General features: G+C 37.9%; 23 protein-coding genes. 12 read left to right on the top strand and 11 right to left on the bottom strand.

The features are described 5' to 3' along the window. Positions 1-137: 137 nt before the first annotated feature. Complete coding sequence (locus FHT21_RS14635) at positions 138-1,547, bottom strand: alpha-L-fucosidase (RefSeq protein ID WP_167295370.1); 1,410 nt, start codon at positions 1,545-1,547, stop codon at positions 138-140. 236 nt (positions 1,548-1,783) lie between these two features. On the opposite strand from FHT21_RS14635, the gene FHT21_RS14640 reads away from it, so the two are divergent. The 4 genes from FHT21_RS14640 (at position 1,784) to FHT21_RS14655 (ending at position 6,264) form a co-directional block, all read left to right on the top strand. Continuing rightward, entirely contained in the window at positions 1,784-3,217 is a 1,434-nt protein-coding gene (locus FHT21_RS14640; RefSeq protein WP_167295371.1) for a HAMP domain-containing sensor histidine kinase, read from the top strand. 12 nt (positions 3,218-3,229) lie between these two features. Further along, a complete protein-coding gene (locus FHT21_RS14645; protein WP_167295372.1) occupies positions 3,230-3,934 on the top strand; it encodes a response regulator transcription factor in 705 nt (234 codons plus the stop codon). 594 nt (positions 3,935-4,528) lie between these two features. Continuing rightward, the gene (lat, locus tag FHT21_RS14650) at positions 4,529-5,860 is read left to right on the top strand and encodes an L-lysine 6-transaminase (protein ID WP_167295373.1); all 1,332 of its coding nucleotides are present in this window, start codon (positions 4,529-4,531) and stop codon (positions 5,858-5,860) included. A 2-nt stretch (positions 5,861-5,862) separates the two neighbouring features. Then, complete coding sequence (locus tag FHT21_RS14655; RefSeq protein ID WP_167295374.1) at positions 5,863-6,264, top strand: hypothetical protein; 402 nt, start codon at positions 5,863-5,865, stop codon at positions 6,262-6,264. Positions 6,265-6,657: 393 nt separating this feature from the next. Here the strand turns inward: FHT21_RS14655 and FHT21_RS14660 are convergent, their stop codons facing one another. Then, positions 6,658-8,019 carry an acyl-CoA dehydrogenase family protein gene (locus tag FHT21_RS14660; RefSeq protein WP_167295375.1) on the bottom strand — a complete coding sequence of 454 codons (1,362 nt, stop codon included), beginning with the start codon at positions 8,017-8,019 and terminating at the stop codon, positions 6,658-6,660. Positions 8,020-8,156: 137 nt separating this feature from the next. On the opposite strand from FHT21_RS14660, the gene FHT21_RS14665 reads away from it, so the two are divergent. Further along, positions 8,157-8,531, top strand: a complete 375-nt coding sequence (locus tag FHT21_RS14665; protein ID WP_167295376.1) for a YtxH domain-containing protein — start codon at positions 8,157-8,159, stop codon at positions 8,529-8,531. Positions 8,532-8,642: 111 nt separating this feature from the next. Here the strand turns inward: FHT21_RS14665 and bshB1 are convergent, their stop codons facing one another. Genes bshB1 through FHT21_RS14680 form a run of 3 tightly spaced genes read right to left on the bottom strand, consistent with a single transcriptional unit; the run spans position 8,643 to position 10,501 of the window. Next, the gene (gene bshB1 / locus FHT21_RS14670; RefSeq protein WP_167295377.1) at positions 8,643-9,359 is read right to left on the bottom strand and encodes a bacillithiol biosynthesis deacetylase BshB1; all 717 of its coding nucleotides are present in this window, start codon (positions 9,357-9,359) and stop codon (positions 8,643-8,645) included. Between the two features lie 8 nt (positions 9,360-9,367). After that, entirely contained in the window at positions 9,368-9,880 is a 513-nt protein-coding gene (locus FHT21_RS14675) for a glutathione peroxidase (RefSeq protein WP_167295378.1), read from the bottom strand. Between the two features lie 6 nt (positions 9,881-9,886). Next, complete coding sequence (locus FHT21_RS14680; RefSeq protein WP_167295379.1) at positions 9,887-10,501, bottom strand: DUF4294 domain-containing protein; 615 nt, start codon at positions 10,499-10,501, stop codon at positions 9,887-9,889. Between the two features lie 109 nt (positions 10,502-10,610). Between FHT21_RS14680 and FHT21_RS14685 the strand changes: the two genes are divergently transcribed. The 3 genes from FHT21_RS14685 to FHT21_RS14695 all read left to right on the top strand — a co-directional run bounded on the left by FHT21_RS14685 (position 10,611) and on the right by FHT21_RS14695 (position 14,797). Next, positions 10,611-12,818 (top strand): bifunctional (p)ppGpp synthetase/guanosine-3',5'-bis(diphosphate) 3'-pyrophosphohydrolase, encoded by a 2,208-nt coding sequence (locus FHT21_RS14685; RefSeq protein WP_055906427.1) that lies wholly within the window; start codon positions 10,611-10,613, stop codon positions 12,816-12,818. 163 nt (positions 12,819-12,981) lie between these two features. Beyond that, on the top strand, positions 12,982-13,479 hold the full coding sequence (locus FHT21_RS14690; protein ID WP_167295380.1) for a transcriptional repressor: 498 nt from the start codon (positions 12,982-12,984) through the stop codon (positions 13,477-13,479). 37 nt (positions 13,480-13,516) lie between these two features. Beyond that, positions 13,517-14,797 (top strand): adenylosuccinate synthase, encoded by a 1,281-nt coding sequence (locus FHT21_RS14695; protein WP_029278901.1) that lies wholly within the window; start codon positions 13,517-13,519, stop codon positions 14,795-14,797. A gap of 213 nt (positions 14,798-15,010) precedes the next feature. On the opposite strand, the gene FHT21_RS14700 is transcribed toward FHT21_RS14695, so the two are convergent. Next, on the bottom strand, positions 15,011-15,382 hold the full coding sequence (locus tag FHT21_RS14700; protein WP_167295381.1) for a hypothetical protein: 372 nt from the start codon (positions 15,380-15,382) through the stop codon (positions 15,011-15,013). A 127-nt stretch (positions 15,383-15,509) separates the two neighbouring features. On the opposite strand from FHT21_RS14700, the gene FHT21_RS14705 reads away from it, so the two are divergent. Beyond that, positions 15,510-16,766, top strand: a complete 1,257-nt coding sequence (locus FHT21_RS14705) for an anthranilate synthase component I family protein (RefSeq protein WP_167295382.1) — start codon at positions 15,510-15,512, stop codon at positions 16,764-16,766. A gap of 209 nt (positions 16,767-16,975) precedes the next feature. On the opposite strand, the gene FHT21_RS14710 is transcribed toward FHT21_RS14705, so the two are convergent. The 4 genes from FHT21_RS14710 to FHT21_RS14725 all read right to left on the bottom strand — a co-directional run bounded on the left by FHT21_RS14710 (position 16,976) and on the right by FHT21_RS14725 (position 19,959). Continuing rightward, positions 16,976-17,782: a M48 family metallopeptidase gene (locus tag FHT21_RS14710; RefSeq protein ID WP_167295383.1), complete on the bottom strand. Its 807-nt coding sequence runs from the start codon at positions 17,780-17,782 to the stop codon at positions 16,976-16,978. Positions 17,783-17,878: 96 nt separating this feature from the next. Beyond that, positions 17,879-18,526 (bottom strand): glycerol-3-phosphate 1-O-acyltransferase PlsY, encoded by a 648-nt coding sequence (plsY, locus tag FHT21_RS14715; RefSeq protein ID WP_029279402.1) that lies wholly within the window; start codon positions 18,524-18,526, stop codon positions 17,879-17,881. Between the two features lie 49 nt (positions 18,527-18,575). Next, the gene (gene nadC, locus FHT21_RS14720; protein ID WP_167295384.1) at positions 18,576-19,418 is read right to left on the bottom strand and encodes a carboxylating nicotinate-nucleotide diphosphorylase; all 843 of its coding nucleotides are present in this window, start codon (positions 19,416-19,418) and stop codon (positions 18,576-18,578) included. Between the two features lie 142 nt (positions 19,419-19,560). Next, positions 19,561-19,959 (bottom strand): DUF4783 domain-containing protein, encoded by a 399-nt coding sequence (locus tag FHT21_RS14725; RefSeq protein WP_167295385.1) that lies wholly within the window; start codon positions 19,957-19,959, stop codon positions 19,561-19,563. A 173-nt stretch (positions 19,960-20,132) separates the two neighbouring features. Here FHT21_RS14725 and gpmI point away from each other — a divergent pair, with 173 nt between their 5' ends. Next, a complete protein-coding gene (gpmI, locus tag FHT21_RS14730) occupies positions 20,133-21,656 on the top strand; it encodes a 2,3-bisphosphoglycerate-independent phosphoglycerate mutase (RefSeq protein ID WP_167295386.1) in 1,524 nt (507 codons plus the stop codon). Then, entirely contained in the window at positions 21,656-22,186 is a 531-nt protein-coding gene (locus FHT21_RS14735; protein ID WP_167295387.1) for a hypothetical protein, read from the top strand. The genes gpmI and FHT21_RS14735 overlap by 1 nt, the downstream gene beginning before the upstream one ends. Before the next feature lie 52 nt (positions 22,187-22,238). On the opposite strand, the gene bamD is transcribed toward FHT21_RS14735, so the two are convergent. Further along, entirely contained in the window at positions 22,239-22,859 is a 621-nt protein-coding gene (gene bamD, locus FHT21_RS14740; RefSeq protein ID WP_167295388.1) for an outer membrane protein assembly factor BamD, read from the bottom strand. A gap of 317 nt (positions 22,860-23,176) precedes the next feature. Between bamD and lon the strand changes: the two genes are divergently transcribed. Further along, positions 23,177-25,648 (top strand): endopeptidase La, encoded by a 2,472-nt coding sequence (gene lon / locus FHT21_RS14745; protein ID WP_167295389.1) that lies wholly within the window; start codon positions 23,177-23,179, stop codon positions 25,646-25,648. The last annotated feature ends 78 nt before the right edge of the window (positions 25,649-25,726 follow it).

A 25,726-nucleotide genomic window follows, 5' to 3' on the forward strand; every position in this document is an offset into this window, starting at 1 on the left:
GTTTGGTTGGTTTTATGTTTAGATTATTTCAAAAAATGCTTGTCGATATTGCTTGGAGTAGTCAATTTCCGCCTATATCTGTCAAACAAGAGCAGTTAATGAATTAGCCGGGCCAAAAATGATCCGGCTAACACATCTTATTTTCTTTCGTTAAACACCCCGAGTTCAGCAATAGCAGGCGGACTGTCGAAGTCGGTAATGGTTACCTTTATTTTTTCGCACCAGATGCGCTCGAACCTAAAAATGCTCACCTTTTTCTCTCCTTCATTTTTTGCAGCTAAAGCATTCCATTTACCATTTGCATAGTACTGTAAACTATAAGTAGCTTTTCGGTTATTGCCTGCGGTAAGCACCACCATATTACAGGGAACAGCTTTTTCGAAGTTTAACTCATACCACGGCGATTTTACGGTGTGATTTGATGACCAGCTTGAACCGAAATCATCATCATTGGCAAAGTCCATGATATTCATATCATCACTCCAGCTGCTGTTACTTTTTACGTGCTTCGCAATGTTACTTGAAATGATTGGCGCAGCGTGCGCCGGAATACGTGGAAGATCTGTAGATTTTTTATAAATCTGGCCCATTTCTTTAAGTGCTGCCAAAGCATTATCATCGATAAGACCGTTTTTACCTGGCGCTACATTGAGAATAAAATTGCAATACGCACCGTTGTATGGAACAATAAATTTATTCACCAGCTCAGGTACATTTTTTACCGGAGTAGAAGGGAAAGAGGTTTTCCAGAACCAGTTGGCCTGAAGCGGAAGACAGGCAAGCGCCGGAAGTTTATTGTTTTCTTTAGAAATAAACTGACCTGCGCCTTGTTCGTAAGATTTGATATCCGTATAAAATAATGCCTGTGTTGGATATTTCGCTGCATTTAAATCCATTACCAAACAGTTAGGCTGTAATGACTTGATTAAATAATATATATCTTCAAAAGGTACCTGGTCATAAGAAATCCTAGACCATGGCGCATCCCATCCATCAATAATCAACGCTGTGATCTCACCATAATTGGTGAGCAGTTCGGTAATCTGATCTTTGATCATTTTAACACTCGCTGGTGTAATCTGGTTTGGGCGGATGCCATGATGGGTATCCAATATAGAATAATACAACATTACTTTTAATCCGTTTTTACGGAAAGCATCTGCATATTCCTTAACCACATCGCGCTTTAGCGGCGTATTCATTACATTGTATGCTGTAGTTTTAGTATTCCAGATCGGGAAACCACTGTGGTGTTTAGTGGTAAGACAACCATAAGTCATGTTAGCGGATTTTGCCGCTTTTGCCCATTGATCAGCATCGAGTTTTGGTGATTGGAACAATGAAAGATCGGCATCCGGATCAGACCAGTCCTGATCCATAAAAGTAGGCATCCCGTAATGGATAAACATGCCCAAACCAAGGTCAACAAAATCCTGCTGAAGCTCAGGCAAGGGTTTATTGGCCGATTTTTGCTGAGCCATTGCCGGGTAAATAGATGTCGTTCCCGAAACGATAAGTAATAATGATAAAATCCTTTTAAAGGTCATCTCTGTTTTTTTGGGTTTACGTATTTGTGTTAGTTAATTAAAAAATGGGACTGATCTGTTTTGTTATTAATTTCGATCAATCAATAGAAATCTGATTTACAGGCAGCATCTAACTTTATTATTCAAAGCTACGGCCGACATCGAAAGAATTTGTCGAACGAAACCGTAACAGAAACCTAACAAAAGCTTAACGTTATGGTATTTATAAAATAATACGGCTATTTTTAAGGGATAAAATGAAAGATCGTATATATAAGTCAGTAGTGTTGGTCAGTTTTCTGATTTTGCTTCTGGTACAACTCAGATTAACCTATAATTCTTACGTACTAAGGGACAGGGATTACAGTTTAAAGGAAAAAACGCTGATTAATGACGAATATGGGCGCAGTATATCGGAAGATAAAGTTTACAAGGATGGTGGAAAGATTATCGACTCGATCCTCTCCATAAATATGCCTGCGCTCAAACAAGCTTACCTAAGCAATCGGAAAGAATTTGTTAAACTGTCGCAAAGCGTTAGCAATACATTGTTAAAAGACCTGCAGAAGGAAAGCACTATGGATAGTGTTTTCCGGTCGATCGTTAAAAGGAATGGGTTAGATTCCAATCTGCAGTATTTGCTCACCTTCCAGTCAATAGAGATTAACTTTGATACCAATATCGGCAACATCCCCATATTTGACACCAGTACCGATACGTTGTTCAAAGCAGACCAAAAAACACCGTTTGGCGTCATAATTGATGGCACATTGACTGATCCTAACGTTCAGAACAGGGTTACCAACCTCTCTGTTAGCGGCAAACTGGTATACGATTACAGAGTTACCTTTAATCTTTTTGTCGATCCTCCGGGCCGCACATTAAAAGTTGCCTATCAAATGCTGCCAACATTTTTATTGGTTGCACTTTGCATCATTATTATCGTAGGCATTAATTATTACACCTATATCAGCTGGATGCGGCAGAAAAAAGAAACGGATGTTAAATCCGATTTCCTAAACAGTATTAAACATGAATTTAACACCCCCATTACCACCATTTTGGTAGCAAGCAAAAGCCTGCATGAAGATGAGGTGCTTAATGACAGGATACGCGTAAACGCACTCGTAAATATTGTAGAAAGACAGGCCCGACGACTTCACTCCCATATTAACCAGATGCTCGAGATTTCGGAAATCAATAACAACGTCCATCTGGAAGAAACAGACCTTAACTATGCAATTCTTACTTTGGTTAACGACTATAAAATAAAAGTTCAGGCTCCAGACAGCCTTACTTTTGATCCTCATGGTTCGGAAATACTGATTATGATGGATCCTTTTGTATTTACCACCATGTTACAAAATATCCTCGACAATTCCTTTAAGCACAATCATAGCGATATAAAAATGACTGTACTTTTTATCACCACCAATAAAGATGGTTATACCCTTCACATTAAAGATAACGGAAAAGGAATTGAAGACACGATGAAAGAAAAAATATTCGATAAGTTTTTCCGTGCGGGCAAAGATAATGCGGTTTCGGGCCTGGGGCTTGGCTTATATTACGTTAAACAATGCATTGATATTCATGGCTGGGAAATCAGCGTGAGAACAGAACCTGGAAACGGTACCGAATTTCTGGTGCATATCCCTAAGGAGCAAGCTATAATAAGTACAAATCATTAATCCAAGAATTTTATGCTTTATGATATCGTAATAATTGAAGATGAAATAGACCTGGGTAATGTGATTTCGGAATACCTGAAATTGCGGGGATTTAGTGTGCTATGGTTCAAGACTGCTTCAGAAGCATTGGTATATTATAGCGCAAACCGCCTTGATAACAAATTGGTTATTATTGACATACAGTTGCCAGATATGAACGGCTTTGACCTGGCCTCAGAAATGGTAAAAATCAACGCCAGCCAACCATTTTTCTTTCTTACCGCACACAACGAAAAACAGGACCGTCTTCGCGGTCTCAAGATTGGTGCAATAGATTATATTTCGAAGCCATTCGAAATTGAAGAGCTGGTACTTAGGATAGGCAATATCATCAATAAGTTTTCAGGCGTTCCAACTGTACAATCTTCATCCAGTTCAGGATTTATCAATATAGGCGATATCAGGTACCAAAAAGATCAGCTGTTTCTACAGATGCCCGACAGTAAAGAAGTTTCCTTAACCGTTAGAGAATCGGAAGTATTAGACCGTTTGGCCGGAAATATTAATCAGGTAGTTAAAAAGAAAGATATTTTATTGGCGCTGTGGGGAAATGACGATTATTTTAATGGAAAAAGCCTTGAAGTTTTTATTTCCAGGCTAAGGCGGCTCTTTAAGGCTTCAAACCATGTCAGTATAGAAAACGTATATGGCCTAGGCTACATTCTAAAAGTAAAATGATTGAAAAGGAAGGATATATTTTACAGAATCAGGGCAATCAAAAAAGTTTCCGCCGGAACCGAACATCAAAAATTTAAGGTTTATCTCACATACAACAACGTTACCAATTTCCTTAACGAGATTATCGACAACTTTCAATATTAGGCGAACAAAAAGAACATTGCTATTAAGCTAATTGCTGAAGAAAAAGACTTTTCTGCCTAGTTTGATATTAACATACTGGATAAGATTATCTTTAGCACGAATTACTTAACAAGGAATGCAGTACCAATCCCCTCTTAGAAAAACTACAGAACCTATCAACAATAAGATCGTATTGCAGGGGTTAAATAAACCGCTGTCAATTGACCCCGTTACAATCCGTGACAAGGCAACCGAGCCTATATAGACCACTAAAAAAGGGCTAGCTAAAAAACTTTTCGCTGGAATTTCAGCAAAAAAGTTTTCCACATCTGTGAAGTCCAAAACCTAATTTTGTCCATAATCATACTTTAAACAGTTTAAACCTATTTTTTATGTAAAGCGCGCAAAAAGTGCTTAAATTTTGATTTTAGGCACATTTACCTAAATTTGGAATATACCAAATCCAAGTTTATGTATCAACTAACAGTACCTGCAGATCGCGTTAACGAATCGTTAAGTAAACACATTTTGGCCGATGGTTTCGACCTGACTTATGATATGGAAAAAAGTCATGGCGCTTACATTTACGATGCCAAACACAACAGAACTTTACTCGATTTTTTCACTTGTTTTGCTTCCGTTCCTTTAGGCTATAACCACCCTAAAATGATCAACGATGAAGCGTTTAAAAAAAATCTTCTCCTCGCTGCATTAGCTAATCCATCAAACTCTGATGTTTACACCCAGCAGTATGCGCAGTTTGTTGAAACATTTTCTAAAGTTGGTATTCCTGATTACCTGCCACATGCTTTTTTTATTGCTGGCGGTGCCTTAGCAGTAGAAAACGCGATTAAGGTTGCCATGGACTGGAAAGTGCAGAAAAACTTTGCAAAAGGATATACTGAAGAAAAAGGCTTTAAGGTTTTACACTTCGAAAGGGCTTTTCATGGCAGAACGGGTTATACTTTAAGTTTAACCAATACGCTGCCTGATAAAACAAAATGGTTTGCCAAGTTCGATTGGCCAAGGGTGGCTGTTCCAGAAGTTAAATTTCCACTTTCAGGAAATAATTTAAGTCAGGCCATTCAAACCGAGGAAATATCTTTAGCCCAGATCAAAAAAGCCTTTGCTGATAATAAAGACGATATCTGTGCAATAATTGTGGAGCCAATCCAATCTGAAGGTGGGGATAACCATTTACGTGAAGATTTTTTAATCCAGCTTAAAACCTTAGCCGATGAAAATGACGCCTTTTTAATTTACGATGAAGTACAGACTGGTGTTGGTTTAACAGGAAAATTCTGGTGCCATCAGCATTTTAGTGAAAAGGCCCGGCCAGACATTATAGCCTTTGGTAAAAAAATGCAGGTTTGCGGTATCCTCGTTGGCAATAAAGTAGACGAAATTGAAACCAATGTATTTAAAGTACCAAGCCGGATTAACTCAACATGGGGAGGTAATTTGGTTGACATGGTTCGGTCTACACAGATTTTACAAATTGTAGAGGAAGATAACTTGTGCGAAAATGCGGCAAAAGTAGGTACGTATTTAAGAGATCAGTTAGAAAACATATCGAATAAGTTTGATCAAATGACAAATGTGCGCGGAAGAGGCTTATTGTGTTCTTTTGATTTCCCTACAAAAGAAATGCGCAACGCATTTATTGGTAAAGGATTGGAAAACAATGTGATGTTTTTAGGTTGCGGTGAGAAAACCATACGTTTTCGCCCGGCACTTTGCATTGAGCAAAAACATATTGACGAAGGCTTGACGGTTATGGAAAAAATATTGCCTTTATTGTAGGCATGAATAGAAAACTGTTGGTTTATTTCATGGTTGCAGGGGTTTTAGCATTGATCTTTTTCATGGTTAAAGATGTTTTTGATCAACCTGCAACGGAGGATATGAAAGCCGGTTTTAAAGAAATTGCCAGATATAGAAATGCAAACAATACCGGTCCGGTACAACGGATTTACATCGTAACGGTTAAAGATTCGGTATGGAAAGAAATGGAAGATTATGGCAATTTAATGCCCCATACCAAATACGGCAATACAAAAGTTTATTTCTTCATGCAGGGTGAAAATATTCCAAAAACATTACAGCCAGGAGAAGTAAATTTTGATCCGGCTTTTAACAAGGCCTGCATTGCCTTGTACGAAAAAAGTGCCATGAGCCACGTGGCGTTTAATAAACATCCTTATTAACATGGGATAAAATTGCAGAAGTTAATTGCCCAAAAGATTTAATCCTTATTGATTTGGAAATGGAGCGTCCTGTGTTTTTGGCGTTTTCAATTCTTTTAATCTGTCCGTAGAGTTCCGAAGGGCTCTACGGATTATCGCATGGAAAAGAGTCTCTGACTCGTTATTTCGTCATTGAGTTTGAAAACTCATTACCATTAGCCAATTCTTAGAGACGCTGCGCTTAACTCTACGAACAGGATGTTATATACAGAGTCTGTCCGTAGAGTTCCGAAGGGCTCTACGGATTATCGCATGGAAAAGAGTCTCTGACTCGTTTTTTGCCATCGAGTTTGAAACTCAATATTATTGGCCAATTCGTAGAGACGCGACGCTTAACTCTACGAACAGGAAAGATTAAACAAAAGCCGAAAATCCTGTAATAGCTCGACCAACAATCAGTGTATTAATTTCTTTTGTGCCTTCGTACGAATAAATCGCCTCAGCATCAGCAACAAAACGGGCCACATTATATTCTAGTAAAATACCGTTTCCACCCATTACCTCCCGGGCTTTACTCACTACATCACGTGTGCGTAACGAGCAAAAGACCTTGGCCAAAGAGGCATGTTCATCCTTTAACAAGCCCTGATCCTGCAATTGTGATAACCTAAAACACAGCGTTTGCATAGCCGTTAAATTCGATAACATCTCTACCAGGTGATTTTGAATCAATTGAAAAGATGCAATGGGTTTACCAAATTGTTTTCGGTTCCGGGTATACTCCAAAGCATTTTCATAAGCACCACGGGCACAGCCTACAGCCTGCCAGGCAACCCCTGCCCTTGTCATTTGCAGTACTTTAGCGGTGTCTTTAAATGAGTTTGCATTTTGCAAACGATCAGCCTCTTCTACCTCACAATTGGTTAAGGTAATAATTCCATTCTGCACAATCCGTAAAGCCATTTTATCCTGCATTTTCTCTACGGCAAAACCCGGATTATCTTTTTTTACAATAAACCCTTTCACTTCTGCACTTTCCTCATCGCGTGCCCAAATAATTAAAATATCTGCAAAAGTGGCGTTACCGATCCATTTTTTCTGGCCATTTAACACCCATTTACCATTTATTTTTTTGCATGTTGTCGTTAGTCCTCCAGCAGCAGCCGAGCCCACTTCAGGTTCAGTTAGTCCAAATGCACCAATAATTTTAAATTGCTGCATCAGTGGTAACCATTGCTGTTTTTGTTCTTCCGATCCACATAAATAGATCGACCCCATGGCCAATCCACTCTGTACACCAAAAAAAGTAGAAATCGAGGTATCAATCCTAGCCATTTCCATCGCCAAAATCCCTTCCATCAAATTCGATTTACCCGGACAGCCATAACCTTTATAGGTTAAACCACAGATATTCAGTTCAGCTAGTTTTGGGATAATTTCGAAAGGGAATTCTGCTTTATTCCAGTAATGATTTACGATGGGTTTTACTTCTTTTTCTAAAAAAGCACGAACTTTTAACTGAAGTTCACGGTCTTCATCTTTTAAGGCTTCATCTCCTAAATGGTAAAAATCACCTTCAATGGGTGGCAATTCTTTCTTTTTACCCGATCCGCCCATCATTTTCATCATGCCCTGGATCTGTTTATCATCCAGGTTCGATATGGTTTCGACCATTTTCGGTAAATCAACTTTCTTCGATAAAGTTTCCAGTTTATCGAAATCTACATGTTTAAAAAGATTGTACGCGTTTTTGAGAGATGAGAATATATTCGCCATTATTATTCGTTTTATGAATAACACATAAGCCGTGGTTTTGTTGTCTTTGGGCTAAAGGTTTTAACAAAAGCAGGGTACCCGCAAAAATTTAAAACTAAGTCTGATCTAAATTGTTATTTTGAAAAATTTAATTAACTATGAGCATAGAAAATCAAAATCAGGACCAAGAACAAAGTTTCTTCGATAAAGCAAAAAATAAATTAAACGAATTAAAAGATAAAGCAGAAGATGCTTGGGAAGATGTTAAGGACAAGGCAGAGGATACATGGGAAAATGTAAAAGACAAAGCCGAAGAGTTAAAAGACAAGGCCGAAGACAAGTATGATGAGCTAAAAACAAAAAGCGCATTTGCGGCCGGCGAAGCCAAGGGAAATGTAGAGGCTACCGGCGAAAATCTGAAAGATAAAGCTAGGGATTTGGCAGACAAAGCTGCGGATAAAGTTGATGAGCTTAAAACTCAAGCTGCTTTCAAAGCCGGTGAAATAAAGGGTAATCTTGACGCCAGTAAATAATCATTTGTTTTTAAAAACTAAAAAGGCAAACCGAATAGGCTTGCCTTTTTTATTTCAATTACTAAAAAATTTATTGATTAAAACGGGAGAAAATGGCGACTACCTAAACGACTACCTCAAATCAAATAAATTATCAACGCCTAGCAATTTTCTCGAGGTAAAACCTTCGCCAAAAGTGGCGCCGATGCTCTTTCCGAATTCTCTTGCACGGCCGATTACACTTTCAAAAAACTCGGGAGATGAAATATAAGTCTGCAATCCATCTACATCAGGATTATAAAACTGTGTTTTAAAAGCCTTGATAGATTCAATTTTCTTATCCATATGATCAGATATATCTACGATAATATCAGGCTTTAAATACCTATCTTGAATGAATTGCAATAACAATCTTGGGCGATGTGCTTCTTGCTTAACCCCATCAATTGATGTTTCTATTTTTGGCAATCCCGATAAAAAAACCGAATCGTAAACGAGGTCGCCTGCCCTTCCGTGATCAGGATGGCGGTCTTCCAGCGCATTGCTTAAAATAATTTCTGGCTGGTATTTCCTAATGGCTTTAATTACTTCCAAACGGTGAAATTCATCATTCTGAAAAAAGCCATCCCTCAACCTTAAATTTTCACGGACATGTAAACCTAAAATTTTAGCAGAGGCCACTGCTTCTTCATCTCTCGTTTCTGCTGTACCACGTGTACCCAGTTCGCCACGGGTTAAATCTACAATCCCAACTTTTTTACCAAGGGCAATATGTTTTAAAATGGTACCTGAACAGCAAAGCTCGGCATCATCGGGATGCACGGCTATAACTAAAATATCTAATTTCATTGTTTAATCTATTGGGAATTTTGATTCAGCAACTGCTGAATTTTCTTTTTAATTTTCGAACTCAATGGCTTGGTGAATGGCAAAAAATAATCTATCAACTCGCCATTTTTGTTCACGATGTATTTATGAAAGTTCCAACGGGGTTTCGAACTCAATTTTGAATTTTGTTTCTTATCGCTCAAAAACTGATAAAGTGGGTGGGCAAGCGGTCCTCTAACCATAATCTTATCAAAAACCGGAAATTTCACACCATGGTTAATCTCGCAAAAAGATGAGATATCAGAACCGTTTAGTGGCTCCTGTTTTCCAAAATCATTGGTGGGGAAGCCCAGAATTTCAAAATCAGGGCTATTAATCTCGTCTTTAAGTTGTTGTAGCTCTTTTAATTGCGGTGTAAAACCACACGCTGATGCTGTATTTACAATTAAAACAACTTTGTTCCGGTAGGCTGATAATGGCTGTTCTTCACCATTAATTTTCTTAACCTTAAACGAATAAATATTCGGAATGCGTTCCTGCATTATATTTTATTGATAAAATCCTGAAGTACGGATAATAGATTCTATATCCCTATCCTCGTTCGGATCGTAAGTGCTTTTTAAATTATGTCCTACCACACGGGCAACAATCTGATAAGAAAATGCAGCAAAACCACCCTTGGTCTGCTTTATAATGTCGTATGTTGTTCTACCCACCTCGCGGTCGATCAGTTTCGTTAAAATCTGACCTTGAGTAATCGTTAACTCCTTTATTTCGCGGTTAAACATATCTTTAATTTCTTTATCGCATTGTTTAACCAGTTGTTTCTGTTCCTTTTTTTCTGGTGTACGGGCAATATCCTGCTCCAACTGTTCGTATCTACGTTTTGCAAACATTGCATATGGCATTACTTTTAATACGTTATACCGTAATCGGTTGTACGCAGCCTGTTCTGCCGGCGATTTCCATATCCTTGCGGCATAAATAGATACATCATTAAGCTGCATCCACGGAATCATTACACCATTATCATTTGTTGAGGCTACTCTTATTGTATCGTTTTTACCCAATTTAGGGAATATTGGCGTGGCAGGATCCTGAGCCCATAGCGAAATGCTACAAATCATTACAATACAAAGAAAAAAGAGCCCTTTAATTTTCATAAATTTATACTTTTACAAAGTTAGGTGTTATTTCATATATTAGTTGTTTCACAAAACTAATATAAGTTTTATTCATAAATAAGACGCAATTTTTACGCAAAAAATACAAATGAAAACAGAGTTAGTGATTGATTTAGAGGCGGAAAAGCAAGAGATTCTAAAAAGATACAGGGCATTATTACGGGCAAGCAAATCTACTTTACAGAAAGGCGATAAAAAAGAAATCAGGAAAGCTTTTGATATGGCGCTGGAAAGCCATAAAGATATGCGCCGAAAATCCGGTGAACCTTATATCTACCACCCTATCGCTGTAGCGCAGATTGCTGCTGAAGAAATTGGCCTTGGAACAACCTCTATTGTATGTGCCTTACTTCATGATGTGGTAGAAGACACCGATATCACTTTAGAGGATATTGAGCGCGAATTCGGTAAAAAAACTGCTAAAATTATAGATGGTTTAACCAAAATATCCGGTGTTTTCGATACCAATAGCTCATTACAGGCTGAGAATTTCCGAAAAATGCTGCTAACCCTGGCCGATGATGTGAGGGTAATCCTGATCAAACTTGCCGATCGTTTGCACAATATGCGTACAATGGATTTTATGCCTCGCCACAAGCAGCTTAAAATCGCTTCAGAAACCATTTATTTATATGCTCCATTAGCCCATAGATTGGGTTTGTATGCCATAAAATCAGAGCTGGAAGATCTTTCAATGAAATATCTTGATCCTGACACCTACAAATTCATAGCAAAGAAATTAAACGAGAAAAAAGCAGAACGGGCACTGTTTATCAAAAAATTCGTTGAGCCTATTGATGAGATTGTTCATGAGCAAGGTTTAGTGGCCGATGTTTATGGCAGACCAAAATCAATCCACTCTATATGGAACAAGATGAAAAAGAAAAATATTCCTTTCGAAGAGGTTTATGATCTTTTTGCCATCCGGATTATTTTGGATTCGGCCCCTGAAAATGAAAAGGCCGATTGCTGGAAAGCGTATTCAATTGTAACCGATTTATACCGCCCAAATCCAGATCGATTGCGCGATTGGGTTTCATCGCCAAAAGGAAACGGTTACGAAAGTTTACATACCACGGTAATGGGGCCACGCGGACAATGGGTGGAAGTGCAGATCCGTACGCAGCGCATGAACGAAATTGCAGAGAAAGGTTTCGCTGCACACTGGAAATACAAAGAATCAAGTAATGATAACGGTCTGGATCAATGGATCCAGAAAGTTCGCGAAATGCTGAGCAATCCTGAAGCCAATGCTTTGGATTTTCTTGATGATTTCAAAATGAACCTTTTCTCGGATGAGATTTTTATTTTCACGCCAAAAGGCGCTTTAATCCAGCTACCCTTAGGTGCTACAGCATTAGATTTTGCTTTCGAGATCCATACCGACGTTGGGGCTACCTGTATCGGCGCGAAGGTTAACCATAAGCTGGTTCCCATCTCATACAAACTTCAAAATGGCGATCAGGTGGAGATTATTACCTCGAGCAAACAAACGCCTAAGGAAGATTGGTTAAATGTGGTGGTTACTGCAAAGGCTAAATCAAAAATCAAATCCTCTTTAAAAGAGGAAAAACGGAAAATTGCCGAAAATGGCAAGGAAATCTTAGAAAGGAAGCTAAAATCGTTAAAAATCACTTATAATACCGATAATTTACAAAAACTCAGCTATTTCTTTAAGCTGCCTTCTACACAAGAACTTTTTGTGAATGTTGCCCTCGGAAAAATAGAACTGAAAGATATTAAAGAATATCTATCGAGCGAGAAAGAAGTTGAAAACCGTGGTCCGGAACGCCCTGAAAATCTTTCTGTTGATGGAATCAAGAGTAAAATTAAAGGTGGGGAATCTGATATCTTACTCATTGGTGAAGATATGCAGCGAATTGACTATACATTGGCAGCTTGTTGTAACCCAATACCTGGCGATGATGTTTTTGGATTCATTACCGTGAGCGAAGGCATCAAGATACACCGCACCAATTGCCCAAATGCAGCACAGTTAATGGCTAATTATGGTTATCGCGTGGTAAAAGCCAAATGGAACAAACAACAGGAATTAACTTTCTTAACTGGCTTACGCATTGTTGGTATTGATGATGTGGGCTTAATTAACAACATTACCAGGGTAATTTCTACCGACTTTAAAGTAAATATGAGGTCGATTACTGTTGATACAAATGAGGGGATTTTTGATGGTTCGATTATGATTTTCGTAAACGATACCGAACACCTGGAAAACCTGATTAAGAATTTATTAAAAGTTAGAGGGGTTACCGGGGTAACGAGGTTTGATGCCTAATGAGTCGGAAGTCAGGATTTTGAGTACTAAGTCGTAAATTATTTGAGTTTACTTCTGACTCCCGACCACATACCTCCGACTTAATACAAATCTGTGTAATCATTTAATCTGTGTAATCATTTTTCAAAACTAATTGACTACCTTTGAATGGAGTTTAAAAACTATGTCAGAACAAAAAACAAATGAGCTCGTTCGCAAGATTTTTGAGGCTTATTTAGAAAACAAAAATCTACGTAAAACACCAGAGCGTTTCGCTATATTGGAAGAAATATATTCAAGAAACGACCACTTTGATGTAGAAACCCTTTATATCCATATGAAAAACCAAAAGTACCGCGTAAGTCGTGCTACGGTTTATAACACATTGGAGTTATTGGTTTCATGCGATTTAGTTACCAAGCACCAGTTTGGTAAAAACATGGCACAATTCGAAAAATCGTATGGTTACCGCCAGCACGATCACGTCATCTGTATCGAGTGCGGTAAAGTAGTAGAATTCTGCGATCCCCGTATCCACCAGATCCAAACCATGGTGGGTGATCTTTTAAAATTTGATATTAAACACCATTCGTTAAATCTTTATGGCTTCTGTTCTGATTGCAGTATGGCCAGAAAAGTAAACGAAAATGTAGCTACAGCTGCAAAAATTGAAGCAAATTAAATCAAAATTCAAATAAAACCAGCTTAATTTATTAATAATGACGCAAGTAGATGTACTTCTCGGCCTGCAATGGGGCGATGAAGGAAAGGGAAAAATCGTTGATGTACTAAGTCCAAAATATGATCTTATTGCCCGTTTTCAGGGTGGCCCAAATGCCGGACATACTTTAGAGTTCGATGGCAAAAAATTCGTTTTAAATACAATACCTTCAGGAATTTTTAACGAAAAAACCATGAACCTTATTGGTAATGGCGTAGTAATCGACCCTATTATCCTAAAAAGAGAGTTAGATAATTTAAAAAAAGCTGGTCATGATCCTGTTGCCGATGGCAAATTGGTAATTGCCCGTAAAGCACACTTAATTTTACCAACCCACCAATTATTGGATGCGGCTAACGAAGCACGCATGGGTAAAAATAAAATTGGATCAACCTTAAAAGGTATTGGTCCAACGTATATGGATAAAACCGGCCGTAACGGTTTACGTGTTGGCGATACCACCCTACCTGACTTCAAGGAGCGTTATACTAAATTGGTAGAAAAACATACTGAAATCCTTTCTCACTACGAAGGTTTCGAATATGAATTGGCCGAAAAAGAAGCATCATTCTTTGAAGCAATCGAATTCCTAAAAACAATTCCTCATGTAGATAGCGAACATTATGTGAATGGTTTCTTAAAAGAAGGAAAAGCGGTTTTAGCAGAAGGTGCTCAAGGAACGTTATTGGATGTTGATTTCGGATCTTATCCTTTTGTAACCTCAAGCAACACTACTACGGCTGGTGCTTGTACCGGTTTAGGTATTGCCCCAAACAAAGTTGGTGCTGTTTACGGTATATTTAAAGCATATTGCACACGTGTTGGTGGCGGTCCATTCCCTACCGAGTTAGACAATGAAGTTGGCGAAAATTTGCGTGCCTTAGGTCACGAGTTTGGCGCAACTACAGGCCGTGCCCGTCGTTGTGGCTGGATCGATCTGCCTGCATTAAAATATGCCATCATGTTAAACGGTGTAACCGAATTAATTATGATGAAAGCCGATGTTTTGGATACTTTCGACACCATTTATGCTTGTACCCACTACGAATATAATGGCGAAACGATTGATTACATGCCTTATGACATTATTTCTATCGAACCAAAACCAGTATTAAAAGCAATTGATGGTTGGGCTACTGATGTAACTAAAATTACTTCTGTGGATGAAATTCCAGCTAAATTGACTGATTACATTGCATTCTTAGAAAAAGAATTAGAAGTGCCTATTAAATTCCTTTCAGTAGGACCAGACAGAGCGCAAACTTTGGAGTTACGTTAAAAACACCCAATTCCGTCACCCTGAATTTATTTCAGGGTCTTTTAGATGTTGAAATAAATTCAGCATGACGACCAAAATAAAAAAAGCAATCCATAATCGGGTTGCTTTTTTCGTTCTAGAGTTGTCAACTTTAAAGGCAGAAGCACGAGAAAGCCGATAATTCTTTACCAATTGAGATAGCAAATTAACTTAGCAACCTGCTTATGAGCATCCTTAATCCTCTAACCAAAGTAACTCAGAGAAAACATATTTAGCCTTTTTCGGGATTATAAAATTCTCAGGTACAGAAACAATCACTTCTTTTAAATCTTTGCGTTTGATGTCGCCCTTCATAATATTAACACCCTTAAAAAATGGAAGGGCTTTATCAGGACCACATTCAGCGAAAACATATAATGTATCTCCTGTTGATTCTTGCTTACATACATATAGGTTTACCTGTTCTTTGTCGATCCCGCACCGTTTCATACTTGGAAAGAACCATAAAATATCTACTATTGCACAAGAATCTTCTGCATTAGTCGTTTCCATTTTCACTTTTGCAGCCTGGAGTTTGTTCAAATAAACTTTTCTTTGTTCGAGCATCGAGCAACTGAATATTAGTGCAGCAGCAAGGAGAAGAAATAGATACTTTAATTTCATAACTTAATAATTATCCAAGATAAAATTAATTTCTTACAATTCTCATCTCAATTTCTACCTTTGCCGCAGCTTGAAAACCCTACAAAACATATCCGATTTTAAACAAAAAGCATTGCACTGGGCCAACCAGTTCGAGGTTTGTTGCTTTTTAGATTCGAATCATTACAAAGACGATTATTCTGCCTACGACTTTATGATCGCAGCAGCTGCACAGGATGAATTAAAGTGTTCAGCATGCAATGCATTTGATCAATTAAAAAGTTTTTATGCTACACATAAACAATGGATTTTTGGTTTTTTCAGCTATGATCTAAAAAACGAAATCGAGGATCTCAGTTCAAGTCATTTGGATGGTTTAGATTTCCCCGATCTTTACTTTTTTGTTCCAAAATATTTAATAGCTTTTAAAGATGGCAAGGCAGAAGTTTTAATTGGCCATCATTCCATCTTGGATGATATCGAATCTTTTCGATCAGAAGCAGAAACTAAGCTAAATTCGATTAAGATTGCGCAAAGGTTATCGAAAGATCAATACATTCATAAAGTAGAGGCCTTACAAGATCATATTATTAGGGGTGATATTTACGAAATTAATTTTTGCCAGGAATTTTTTTCCGAAAATGCAGAGATAGATCCTATCCAAACTTTCGAGGCGCTGAATCAAGTTTCTCCTACCCCATTTGCAGGTTGTTTTAAAGTTCACGGTAAATATATTTTATCTGCAACACCAGAAAGGTTTTTATGCAAACGTGGATCTAAACTTACCTCACAGCCCATTAAGGGCACCGCCAAAAGAAGTTCTGACCTGACGGAAGATGAAGCCATAAAGCAACAACTCAGGAATGATATTAAAGAACAGGCCGAAAATGTAATGATAGTTGATCTGGTGCGTCATGACCTTACTAAATCGGCTGTTAAGGGTTCCGTTACAGTAGACGAGTTATTTGGCATCTACAGCTTCCCACAGGTCCATCAAATGATTTCTACCATTAGCTGTGAACTAAATCCAGAGATCCATTTTATCGATGCTATTAAAAATGCATTTCCAATGGGTTCTATGACGGGTGCTCCAAAGGTTAAAGCCATGAAATTGATTGAAGAATACGAAGTAACCAAAAGGGGCATTTATTCGGGCTCTTTTGGCTGCATCAGTCCGGATGGAGATTTCGACTTTAATGTGGTGATCCGAAGTATTTTATACAATGCTGAATCTAACTATCTATCCTTTCAGGCTGGTGGCGCTATTACCTACGAATCTGACGCAGAAAAGGAATATGAAGAATGTCTGCTTAAAGCCAGTGCAATTTTGAAAGTGCTGGGCAATTAGTTCATTTGTTCACTGGTAATTAGTTTATTGATCATCGGTTCATTATTCAGCCCAATTCGTCATTCTGAATTTATTTCAGAATCTTAGTGATTGGAAAGCCCCTGAAATAAATTCAAGGTGAGGATAAAGAAAAAGGTGGAAGTCTCTGCATCATGCATAAATCCTCCACCTTTCTTACCTTTAGCACTAAAAACCCTACACCTTAAACCTTACTTCTTATAATACTGCTGTGCTTCAGGTAAATATTTTTGGATCTGTGCAATACGTGTAGCATCACTTGGGTGGGTACTTAAAAACTCAGCTGGCTTTTGAGCTCCTGCAGATGCAGCCGACATCCTGTTCCAGAAAGCAGTAGCATTTTGTGGATTGTATCCAGCCATGGCCATAAAAATTAACCCCAAACGGTCGGCTTCTAATTCTTGATTGCGGCTGAATTTTAACATCGCTACTGGTGTACCAACACCGTAAAGGGTATTAAAAATAGACTGTGTTTTTGGGTTTTTAGATAATGCTACACCCGCTGCTGCACCAATTCCCTGGGCAACCATTTCCTGCGACATCCGTTCTGCAGAGTGACCTGCAATAGCATGGGCAATCTCATGGCCCATTACGGTTGCTAAACCAGCGTCATCTTGGGTAACAGGCAAAATACCCGTATAAACCACAATCTTTCCTCCCGGCATACACCAGGCATTTTTCTCGTTGTTCTGTACCACATTAACCTCCCACTGGTAATCTGCAATTAGGTTACCGTAGTTATTGCTGTTCATATACGATTTTACAGCTGTAATTAATCTACTGCCAACGGTTTTAACTTTCAAAGCCTGTGCATTCGAGGCGGGCAAAACCGTAGTTTTATTCTCCGTTAAAAAGGTGCTGTAAGCTTGGAATGCCATTGGTAAAACCTGGTCGTTACTCACTAAATCAAATCGGCTACGCCCAGTTAAAGGGACGGTAGAACATGAGTTAAATAATAAAATCCCAGCAACACTTGCCGTTAAAAATAACTTTTTCATAAATGCGATTTTAAATGATTAGTAAATACTGATAAGCAAACCCGAAGATTAAACAGTAAGCCTATAAATAAGTTTTGGTGAAATGTGTTTTGTTAATTAATTAGTTTTCTTCCTAAACAAATACACTTTAGATTCTTTGCCCTTCAGCAATCTTTCGAGGTTTTTTTGATGCGTAACTAAGATTAAAATGCAAACCACCATGCCGTAAAGCACTTCAGATTTGATAGAGACCTGAAACAAGAAGACCACACTTAGCGGAAAAGTAAATCCTGCGCAAATGGAGCTTAATGAAACATATTTAGTTAACAGCAATACCACCACAAAAACCAGAACACAAAGCATAGATGCTTCGAAGTTAACTGCCAAAATCATTCCAAAAAGTGTAGCAACCCCTTTGCCCCCCCTAAAACCTGCAAAAACTGGAAACAAATGTCCCATTACTGCAGTTACACCGAGTGCAAGTTGATAATTTACGAAAACTACTGAATTTTGCGGCCCGGTTACCGACATGCCGATCAGATAGGCCAGATTGGTTGCAGTATAGCCTTTTGCAATATCGATGATCATAACAGCAATTCCGGCTTTTTTCCCCAATACCCTAAAAGTATTGGTAGCACCAGCGTTGCCACTTCCGTATTCCCTTACATCAACGCCGTAAAAGGCCTGACCAAGCCATACAGCTGTTGGTATAGATCCGAAAAGGTAAGCAATTAATAGCGCGCTGAGAGAATAAACCGTAACCATAGCCTACAATGATACAAAAAATAAGCTTTTAATTTTATAGCAAATCACTTTAGTATGCTTTTAAACTCATATCCAGGCTTTTCACAGAATGTGTAAGTGCACCCATCGAAATAAAATCTACTCCACATGCTGCATATTCAGCAACGTTCTCTTCAGTAATTCCTCCTGAAGCCTCTGTAATAAATTTACCATCTATTAATTTAACCGCTGCCTTTAAGTTTTCGAAACTAAAATTATCAAGCATAATACGATCTACACCGCCAATAGCCAAAACCTGGGATAACTCTTCCAGGTTCCGCACTTCAATTTCGATCTGAAGAGATTTATTTTGATCTATAAGATATTTTTTAGCGGCTGTAATGGCGTTTGAAATTCCCCCTGCATAATCTACATGATTATCCTTAATTAAGATCATATCATATAAACCAATGCGGTGATTTACACCTCCTCCTATCCTTACTGCCCATTTTTCTAAATAACGAAGCCCAGGAGTGGTTTTACGGGTATCTAAAATTTTGGTTTTAGTTGTTTTTAACAGTGCAACAATCCGATGGGTTTTAGTAGCAATACCGCTCATGCGTTGCATGCAATTTAAAACCAATCGTTCGGCAATTAAAATAGCATGTGTACTTCCTGAAACGGTTAAGGCAATATCTCCTACTTTTACTGTTACACCATCTTGCAAAAGTACATCAACCTTTAAAGTATCGTCAACCTCTTTAAAAATCTCAAGGGCCAATTCAACTCCAGCCAAAACGCCGTCTTCTTTGATAATCAGTTTTGCTTTTCCCTGCGTTCCTGGTGGAATTGTTGAAAGTGAAGTATGATCTCCATCACCAACATCTTCGGCAAGGGCATTTTTTATGAATTGATGTATAAGTTGAGTATCCAAAATGTAGATTTTATGCCGCAAAAATAAGAATTATTTGTTAGCAGACAATTTACTGAAGGGTTAAAGTGATTTGTTAACCTGAGTAATCTAATTCAACATCCTACCGGAAACGCTTCGAAGGCCGAGCTAATTTTTAATGACCTTAATCTTTAGCTGGTTCAATCCTTAATTCGGTGATCGAAAAGCTGGTATTGAATTTTTTCATGGTGATAGACACCCTGAAAGTCTCTTTGGCGGTACTTAGAATAATTACACCAAAACGATAATTTGGATTTGTATTAATTTTATGAAAAATGCTTGTTTTTACTGGAGGATGTTTAACAAAAAAATCTCTTAAAATCTGTTCACCCTGTGCTTTAGAGTATACATCTTCTTCATCAACAATAATAAGTTCGATAGTTGAGGCGAAATTTTTTGCAATTTCTTTTGAGTTGCTGGCCTTAAAATACGACGATAAATCATCAATAATATCTGCCTGAAGCGCTGTAGGGTGATATAATGACGACAAACTAATAATGAGTAAAAATAAGCTCCGGATCATTTCTGTATTTTATACAGAACCCTATAGCTAAAATTATGCCATTAGCACATCAAAAAAAGGATTTCTTCATTTGTATAAGCTTCAATAAAGTTATATTTGCGATATAAACAAAACACTAAAACATGTTATAAACGAAAATGTTTTAATGTATATCAAAAAATTTTACACTAAAAATGGTAAACAATAAAAAACTCGCACTTATAATTCTAGACGGTTGGGGCTACGGAAAACAAGATAATTCTGATGCAGCATATGCCGCCAATACTCCTTTTTTCGATTCTTTATTACAGAAATACCCAAATTCTAAGCTTGAAGCATCTGGTGAAGCAGTAGGTTTACCAGCCGGGCAGATGGGAAATTCTGAAGTTGGACACATGAACCTAGGTGCAGGTCGGGTAGTTTACCAAGAGCTCGGACGAATCAACAAATCGATTACCGACAGAGAATTGCACAGCAACCCAGTTTTGGTAAGCGCGTTTGATTATGCTAAGCAGCATAACAAAGCCGTTCACTTCATCGGCCTCGTTTCAAACGGTGGCGTACATGCCCACATCGAACATTTAAAAGCTTTATGCGATGCCGCAAATGAAGCTAATGTGCCAAACACTTTTATTCATGCTTTTTTAGATGGCCGTGATACTGATCCAAATTCTGGTCTGGGTTTTATTACCGATCTGGAAAATCATATCCAAAATACCAATGCTAAATTGGCGACCATGGTTGGCCGTTATTATGCAATGGACCGCGATAACCGCTGGGAGCGTGTGAAGCAAGCTTATGATGTAATGGTAAATGGCATTGGCGAAAAAACCCAGGATGCTTTGGCAGCAATAAAAAAATCCTACGCTGATGGCATTACAGATGAGTTCTTAAAACCAATAGTATTAACACAGGCTAATGGAGCTCCTGTTGCCACCATACAAAATGATGATGTGGTTATCTGTTTTAATTTCCGTACGGATAGAGGCCGTGAAATTACTACTGCATTAACGCAAAAAGATTTCCCTGAACAGCAAATGCATAAACTGCCATTGTATTATGTTACCATGACTACTTATGATGAGAGCTTTGAAAAGGTAAATGTAATTTTTACCAAGGATGATTTAACCCAAACCATTGGAGAGGTATTGGCCAATAACAATAAAAATCAGATCCGTATTGCTGAAACCGAAAAATACCCTCACGTAACTTTCTTCTTCTCTGGTGGCAGGGAAGCTGAATTTAAAAACGAAAAACGCCTTTTAATCCCTTCTCCGAAAGTAGCAACCTACGATCTTCAACCCGAAATGAGTGCTGCAGGAATTACAGATGCTATTACCAAAGAAATGGAAACAGGGTGGGCTGATTTTATTTGCTTAAACTTTGCCAATCCAGATATGGTTGGCCATACAGGTGTTTTTGAGGCCGTGGTAAAAGCAGTAGAAACTGCAGATAAATGTGCAGAAGCTGTAGTAAAAAAGGGGCTGGAGCGTGGCTATTCGTTTATTCTCTTGGCTGATCACGGAAACTCCGAATTTATGATCAATGGTGATGGATCTGCCAATACTGCACATACCACCAACTTGGTTCCCTGTATTTTAATTGATAAGGACTATAAAACCATTGCTGATGGTAAACTAGGCGACATTGCCCCTACCATTCTAAAAATATTAGGCGTGGCTATTCCAGCAGAAATGACAGGAAATGTTTTAGTATAATGATTAAAAAACTTTATATCCTGGTATTTGCTTTGGCGTTGTTTTCCTGCAACCAGCGAAAAGAAGCTGAAGCAAATACTGGTTTACGCTATTTCGATATAAAAGGATATTTCGGAAAGGAAATTTTGCGCTTACAAAAGCTAAACCCTATTGTAAACAAAACCGTTAGTGTAAACGGGGCAGCTGAAAGCAAAACGTCTAAAATCGCTGACTGGGCAAAAGAATTAGCCATTTTCGTTAATGCCGACATTAATAAAATATCGTGGAAAGGAAGTTTTAAAACAAAAGAACAGAACGGAGTAGATATTTATACTTCCGATCATAAAAAAATCCCTATTAAAAAGGTTTCTATTACCTGGAAAGGTCAGAAAGCAGGCAAAATAGAGATCATCATCGATAATAAAAATATCTTATATCGATCTCAGGATACTTTAACTTACTATCCGGATAGCTTATACACAATCAAAAAACAACAGAAAATTAGATTGCTAAAGGAGAAAAAGTATTCAGTTATTGGAAAACTGAAATAAAAAAATGGGACTCGAAATATTCAAGTCCCATTTTTATTTAAAGGCTGTATTTTTATTTTAGGCTTGCAATCTGTGCTTTATCGTAGGTTACCCAATCGATAATGTCTTTTCTTAACGGCTGTAAGGTTAATACTTTCTGAAAATCAGCGATAGAGTTATTGAACAAAGCTACGCAAGCTGCTTTTTCTTCTTTTTTCTTTGCTTTAAAAGACCTGAAAATTGCATAATCTTTGTAAGCTAAGCCACGGTTCTGAAACATTTGCGCATCTTCATCGCCATTAATTTCAATGGCTTTTGTAAAATCTTTGAGAGATGCCAAATAAAAATTTTCGCGCATGCTATTTAACGATTCTTTAGGATCGTTAGCAATTTTTAACCTTGCTATACCACGATAATAATAGGCAGAAACCTCTGTAGGTTTAATGGTTAACAATCGGCTGTAAGTAGCAATACATTTCTCATATTCTCGATTTTGGAAGTAAGAATATCCGAGCATCTGGAGCACATTTGCATTATCAGGAGTTTTGGTATCAGCTTTTTCTAATTGTATAGCAGCAGTTTTATAATCACCTTTCATCATAGCCTGCATGCTTCTTTCGTAATTGCTTTGTGCGAAACTACTAGTTGATGTAAAAATAATTAATCCTAAAATCGCCTTTTTAAAATAGTTCATGTATGAGTAATAAGTTTAACAAATCTAACGCCTAACCAAATTTATAGGAGAAATTTTTTGCAATATAATCCTATTCTGATAATTTAAAAGTTTTTAATTTTCTTTCATTCAAAACCAAATGCCCTAAACATTAGCTTAAACGCTAAAATATGCTTTATATGATATTGACGAAAATATTTATATTACTCTGCCTTTTTAACATAAGATTAATATTATTTTCACTTTGGCACAAGAGTTGAATTTATTAACTTAATACCAAAATTAAATAAAGTGAATACGATTAAACTGCCAGTTTGTCGTTAGCGGAAAATGTGATAATGAGTAAACAAGATATATTTGATTTCCATACAGCAATGCCAATTATAAATGAGGATACCGAATTTTTTCCCTTAATGTCTCAACAGGACGAGGAGGAAATGAATAATGAGGAAACGCCCGAAACGTTGGCCATATTGCCTTTGCGAAACACCGTTTTATTTCCAGGCGTAGTTATTCCTATTACGGTTGGAAGAGATAAATCCATTAAATTAATTAAAGAAGCTTACAAAGGAAATAAGATTATTGGGGTTGTTTCTCAAAAAGATGTTTCTATCGAAGATCCTACTTTTGAGCAGCTTAACACAGTTGGTACTGTGGCAAACATCATTAAGCTGTTACAGATGCCTGATGGAAATACCACCGTAATTATCCAGGGTAAACAACGTTTCAGCTTAATTGAAGAGGTACAGAACGAACCTTATATCAAAGCTGTTGTTAAAAAATTCGAAGAACAAAAGCACAAAGCAGATAAAGAGTTTAAAACATTAATCGCTTCTATACGCGAGATGTCTGCGCAGATTATCCAGCTTTCACCAAATATTCCGAGTGAAGCCAGTATTGCACTAAAAAACATCGAGAGCAATTCATTTTTGATCAATTTCATTTCGTCAAATATGAATGCCGAAATGGCCGATAAGCAAAAAATCCTTGAAATGGATAAATTGCAGGAAAGAGCGCAAAAAGTAATGGAACTTTTAATGGTCGAATTGCAGATGCTAGAGCTGCGAAACCAGATCCAGTCTAAAGTACGTACCGACCTTGATAAGCAACAGCGCGATTATTTCTTAAACCAGCAGTTAAAAACCATCCAGGAAGAATTGGGCGGCAACTCTGCCGATTTAGAGTTTGATGCTTTACAGGAAAGGGCTAAAAAGAAAAAATGGACGCAGACTGTTGCTGATCATTTTGATAAGGAACTAGATAAGTTGGGTAGAATGAACCCTGCTGCTCCCGATTACTCTGTTCAGTTAAATTATTTAGAACTCCTTTTAGATTTACCCTGGAGCGAGTTTACTAAAGACAATTTCGACCTAAAAAGAGCACAGCGTATCTTAGATAAAGATCATTTTGGTTTAGAAAAAGTTAAGCAGCGTATTATCGAATACTTAGCCGTATTAAAATTAAAGCGCAATATGAAAGCGCCGATTTTATGTTTGGTAGGCCCTCCGGGAGTTGGTAAAACATCTTTAGGAAAATCGATTGCGAAAGCATTAGGTCGCAAATACGTACGTATGGCTTTAGGCGGTATCCGCGATGAAGCCGAAATCCGTGGTCACCGTAAAACTTACATAGGTGCCATGCCGGGCCGTATCATTTCGTCTATTAAAAAAGCTGGAGCAGATAACCCTGTTTTTGTTTTGGATGAGATTGATAAAGTGGGAACCGACCATCGTGGTGATCCATCATCCGCTTTGCTGGAGGTTTTAGACCCTGAGCAGAACAATGCTTTTTACGATCACTATGTAGAGGTAGATTACGATTTATCAAACATCTTATTCATTGCCACAGCAAACTCTTTAAGTACAATACAGCCTGCTTTGTTAGACCGTATGGAGATTATTGAGGTGAACGGATATACTATTGAAGAAAAAATAGAGATTGCAAAAAAATACCTGTTGCCAAAACAGAAAGAAAACCATGGTTTGCAGGCCAAAGATATTGCGCTTAAACCTGCCCTAATCGAAAAAGTAATCGAAGATTATACAAGAGAATCGGGCGTACGTGGTTTAGAGAAAAAAATTGGCTCTTTGGTGCGTGGTGTGGCTACGAAAATTGCAATGGAGGAGGCCTACGATGCAAACTTAAGCAATGAAGATATTGAGCGTATTTTAGGTGCCCCGATTTATGATAAAGACTTATACGAGGGCAATGAAGTGGCTGGAGTGGTAACAGGCTTAGCCTGGACAAGTGTTGGAGGTGATATTTTATTTATCGAATCGAGCTTAAGTCCGGGGAAAGGAAAATTAACCTTAACCGGTAACCTGGGTGATGTAATGAAAGAATCGGCAGTAATTGCATTGGCTTATTTACGTGCGCACGCAGCTGAATTTGATATAGACTATACTTTATTTGATAACTGGGATGTTCACGTTCACGTGCCTGCAGGTGCTACACCAAAAGACGGACCTTCGGCCGGGGTAACGATGCTTACCGCCTTAACGTCGGCATTTACACAACGTAAGGTAAAACAGCATTTAGCTATGACTGGTGAGATTACCTTACGCGGAAAAGTACTTCCTGTTGGTGGGATTAAAGAAAAAATTCTTGCGGCAAAAAGGGCAAACATTAAAGAAATTATCCTTTGCAAAAGCAACCGTAAAGATATTTTAGAAATTAAAGAAAGTTATATCAAGGATTTAAAATTCCATTATGTAACCGAAATGAGCGAAGTAATTGAATTGGCCTTAACCAAGAATAAGGTTAAAAAGCCTTTAGATTTAAGTGTTAAAATTGCACCGATTGTAAACTAATTGCTAATTCTTTTGGATTAACAATCGAAAATCCAATTACAATAAATACTTTTATAGCCTAGGTAAATTGCCTGGGCT

Source organism: Pedobacter sp. SG908, assembly GCF_011759615.1.
GTDB classification, from domain to species: Bacteria; Bacteroidota; Bacteroidia; order Sphingobacteriales; family Sphingobacteriaceae; genus Pedobacter; species Pedobacter riviphilus.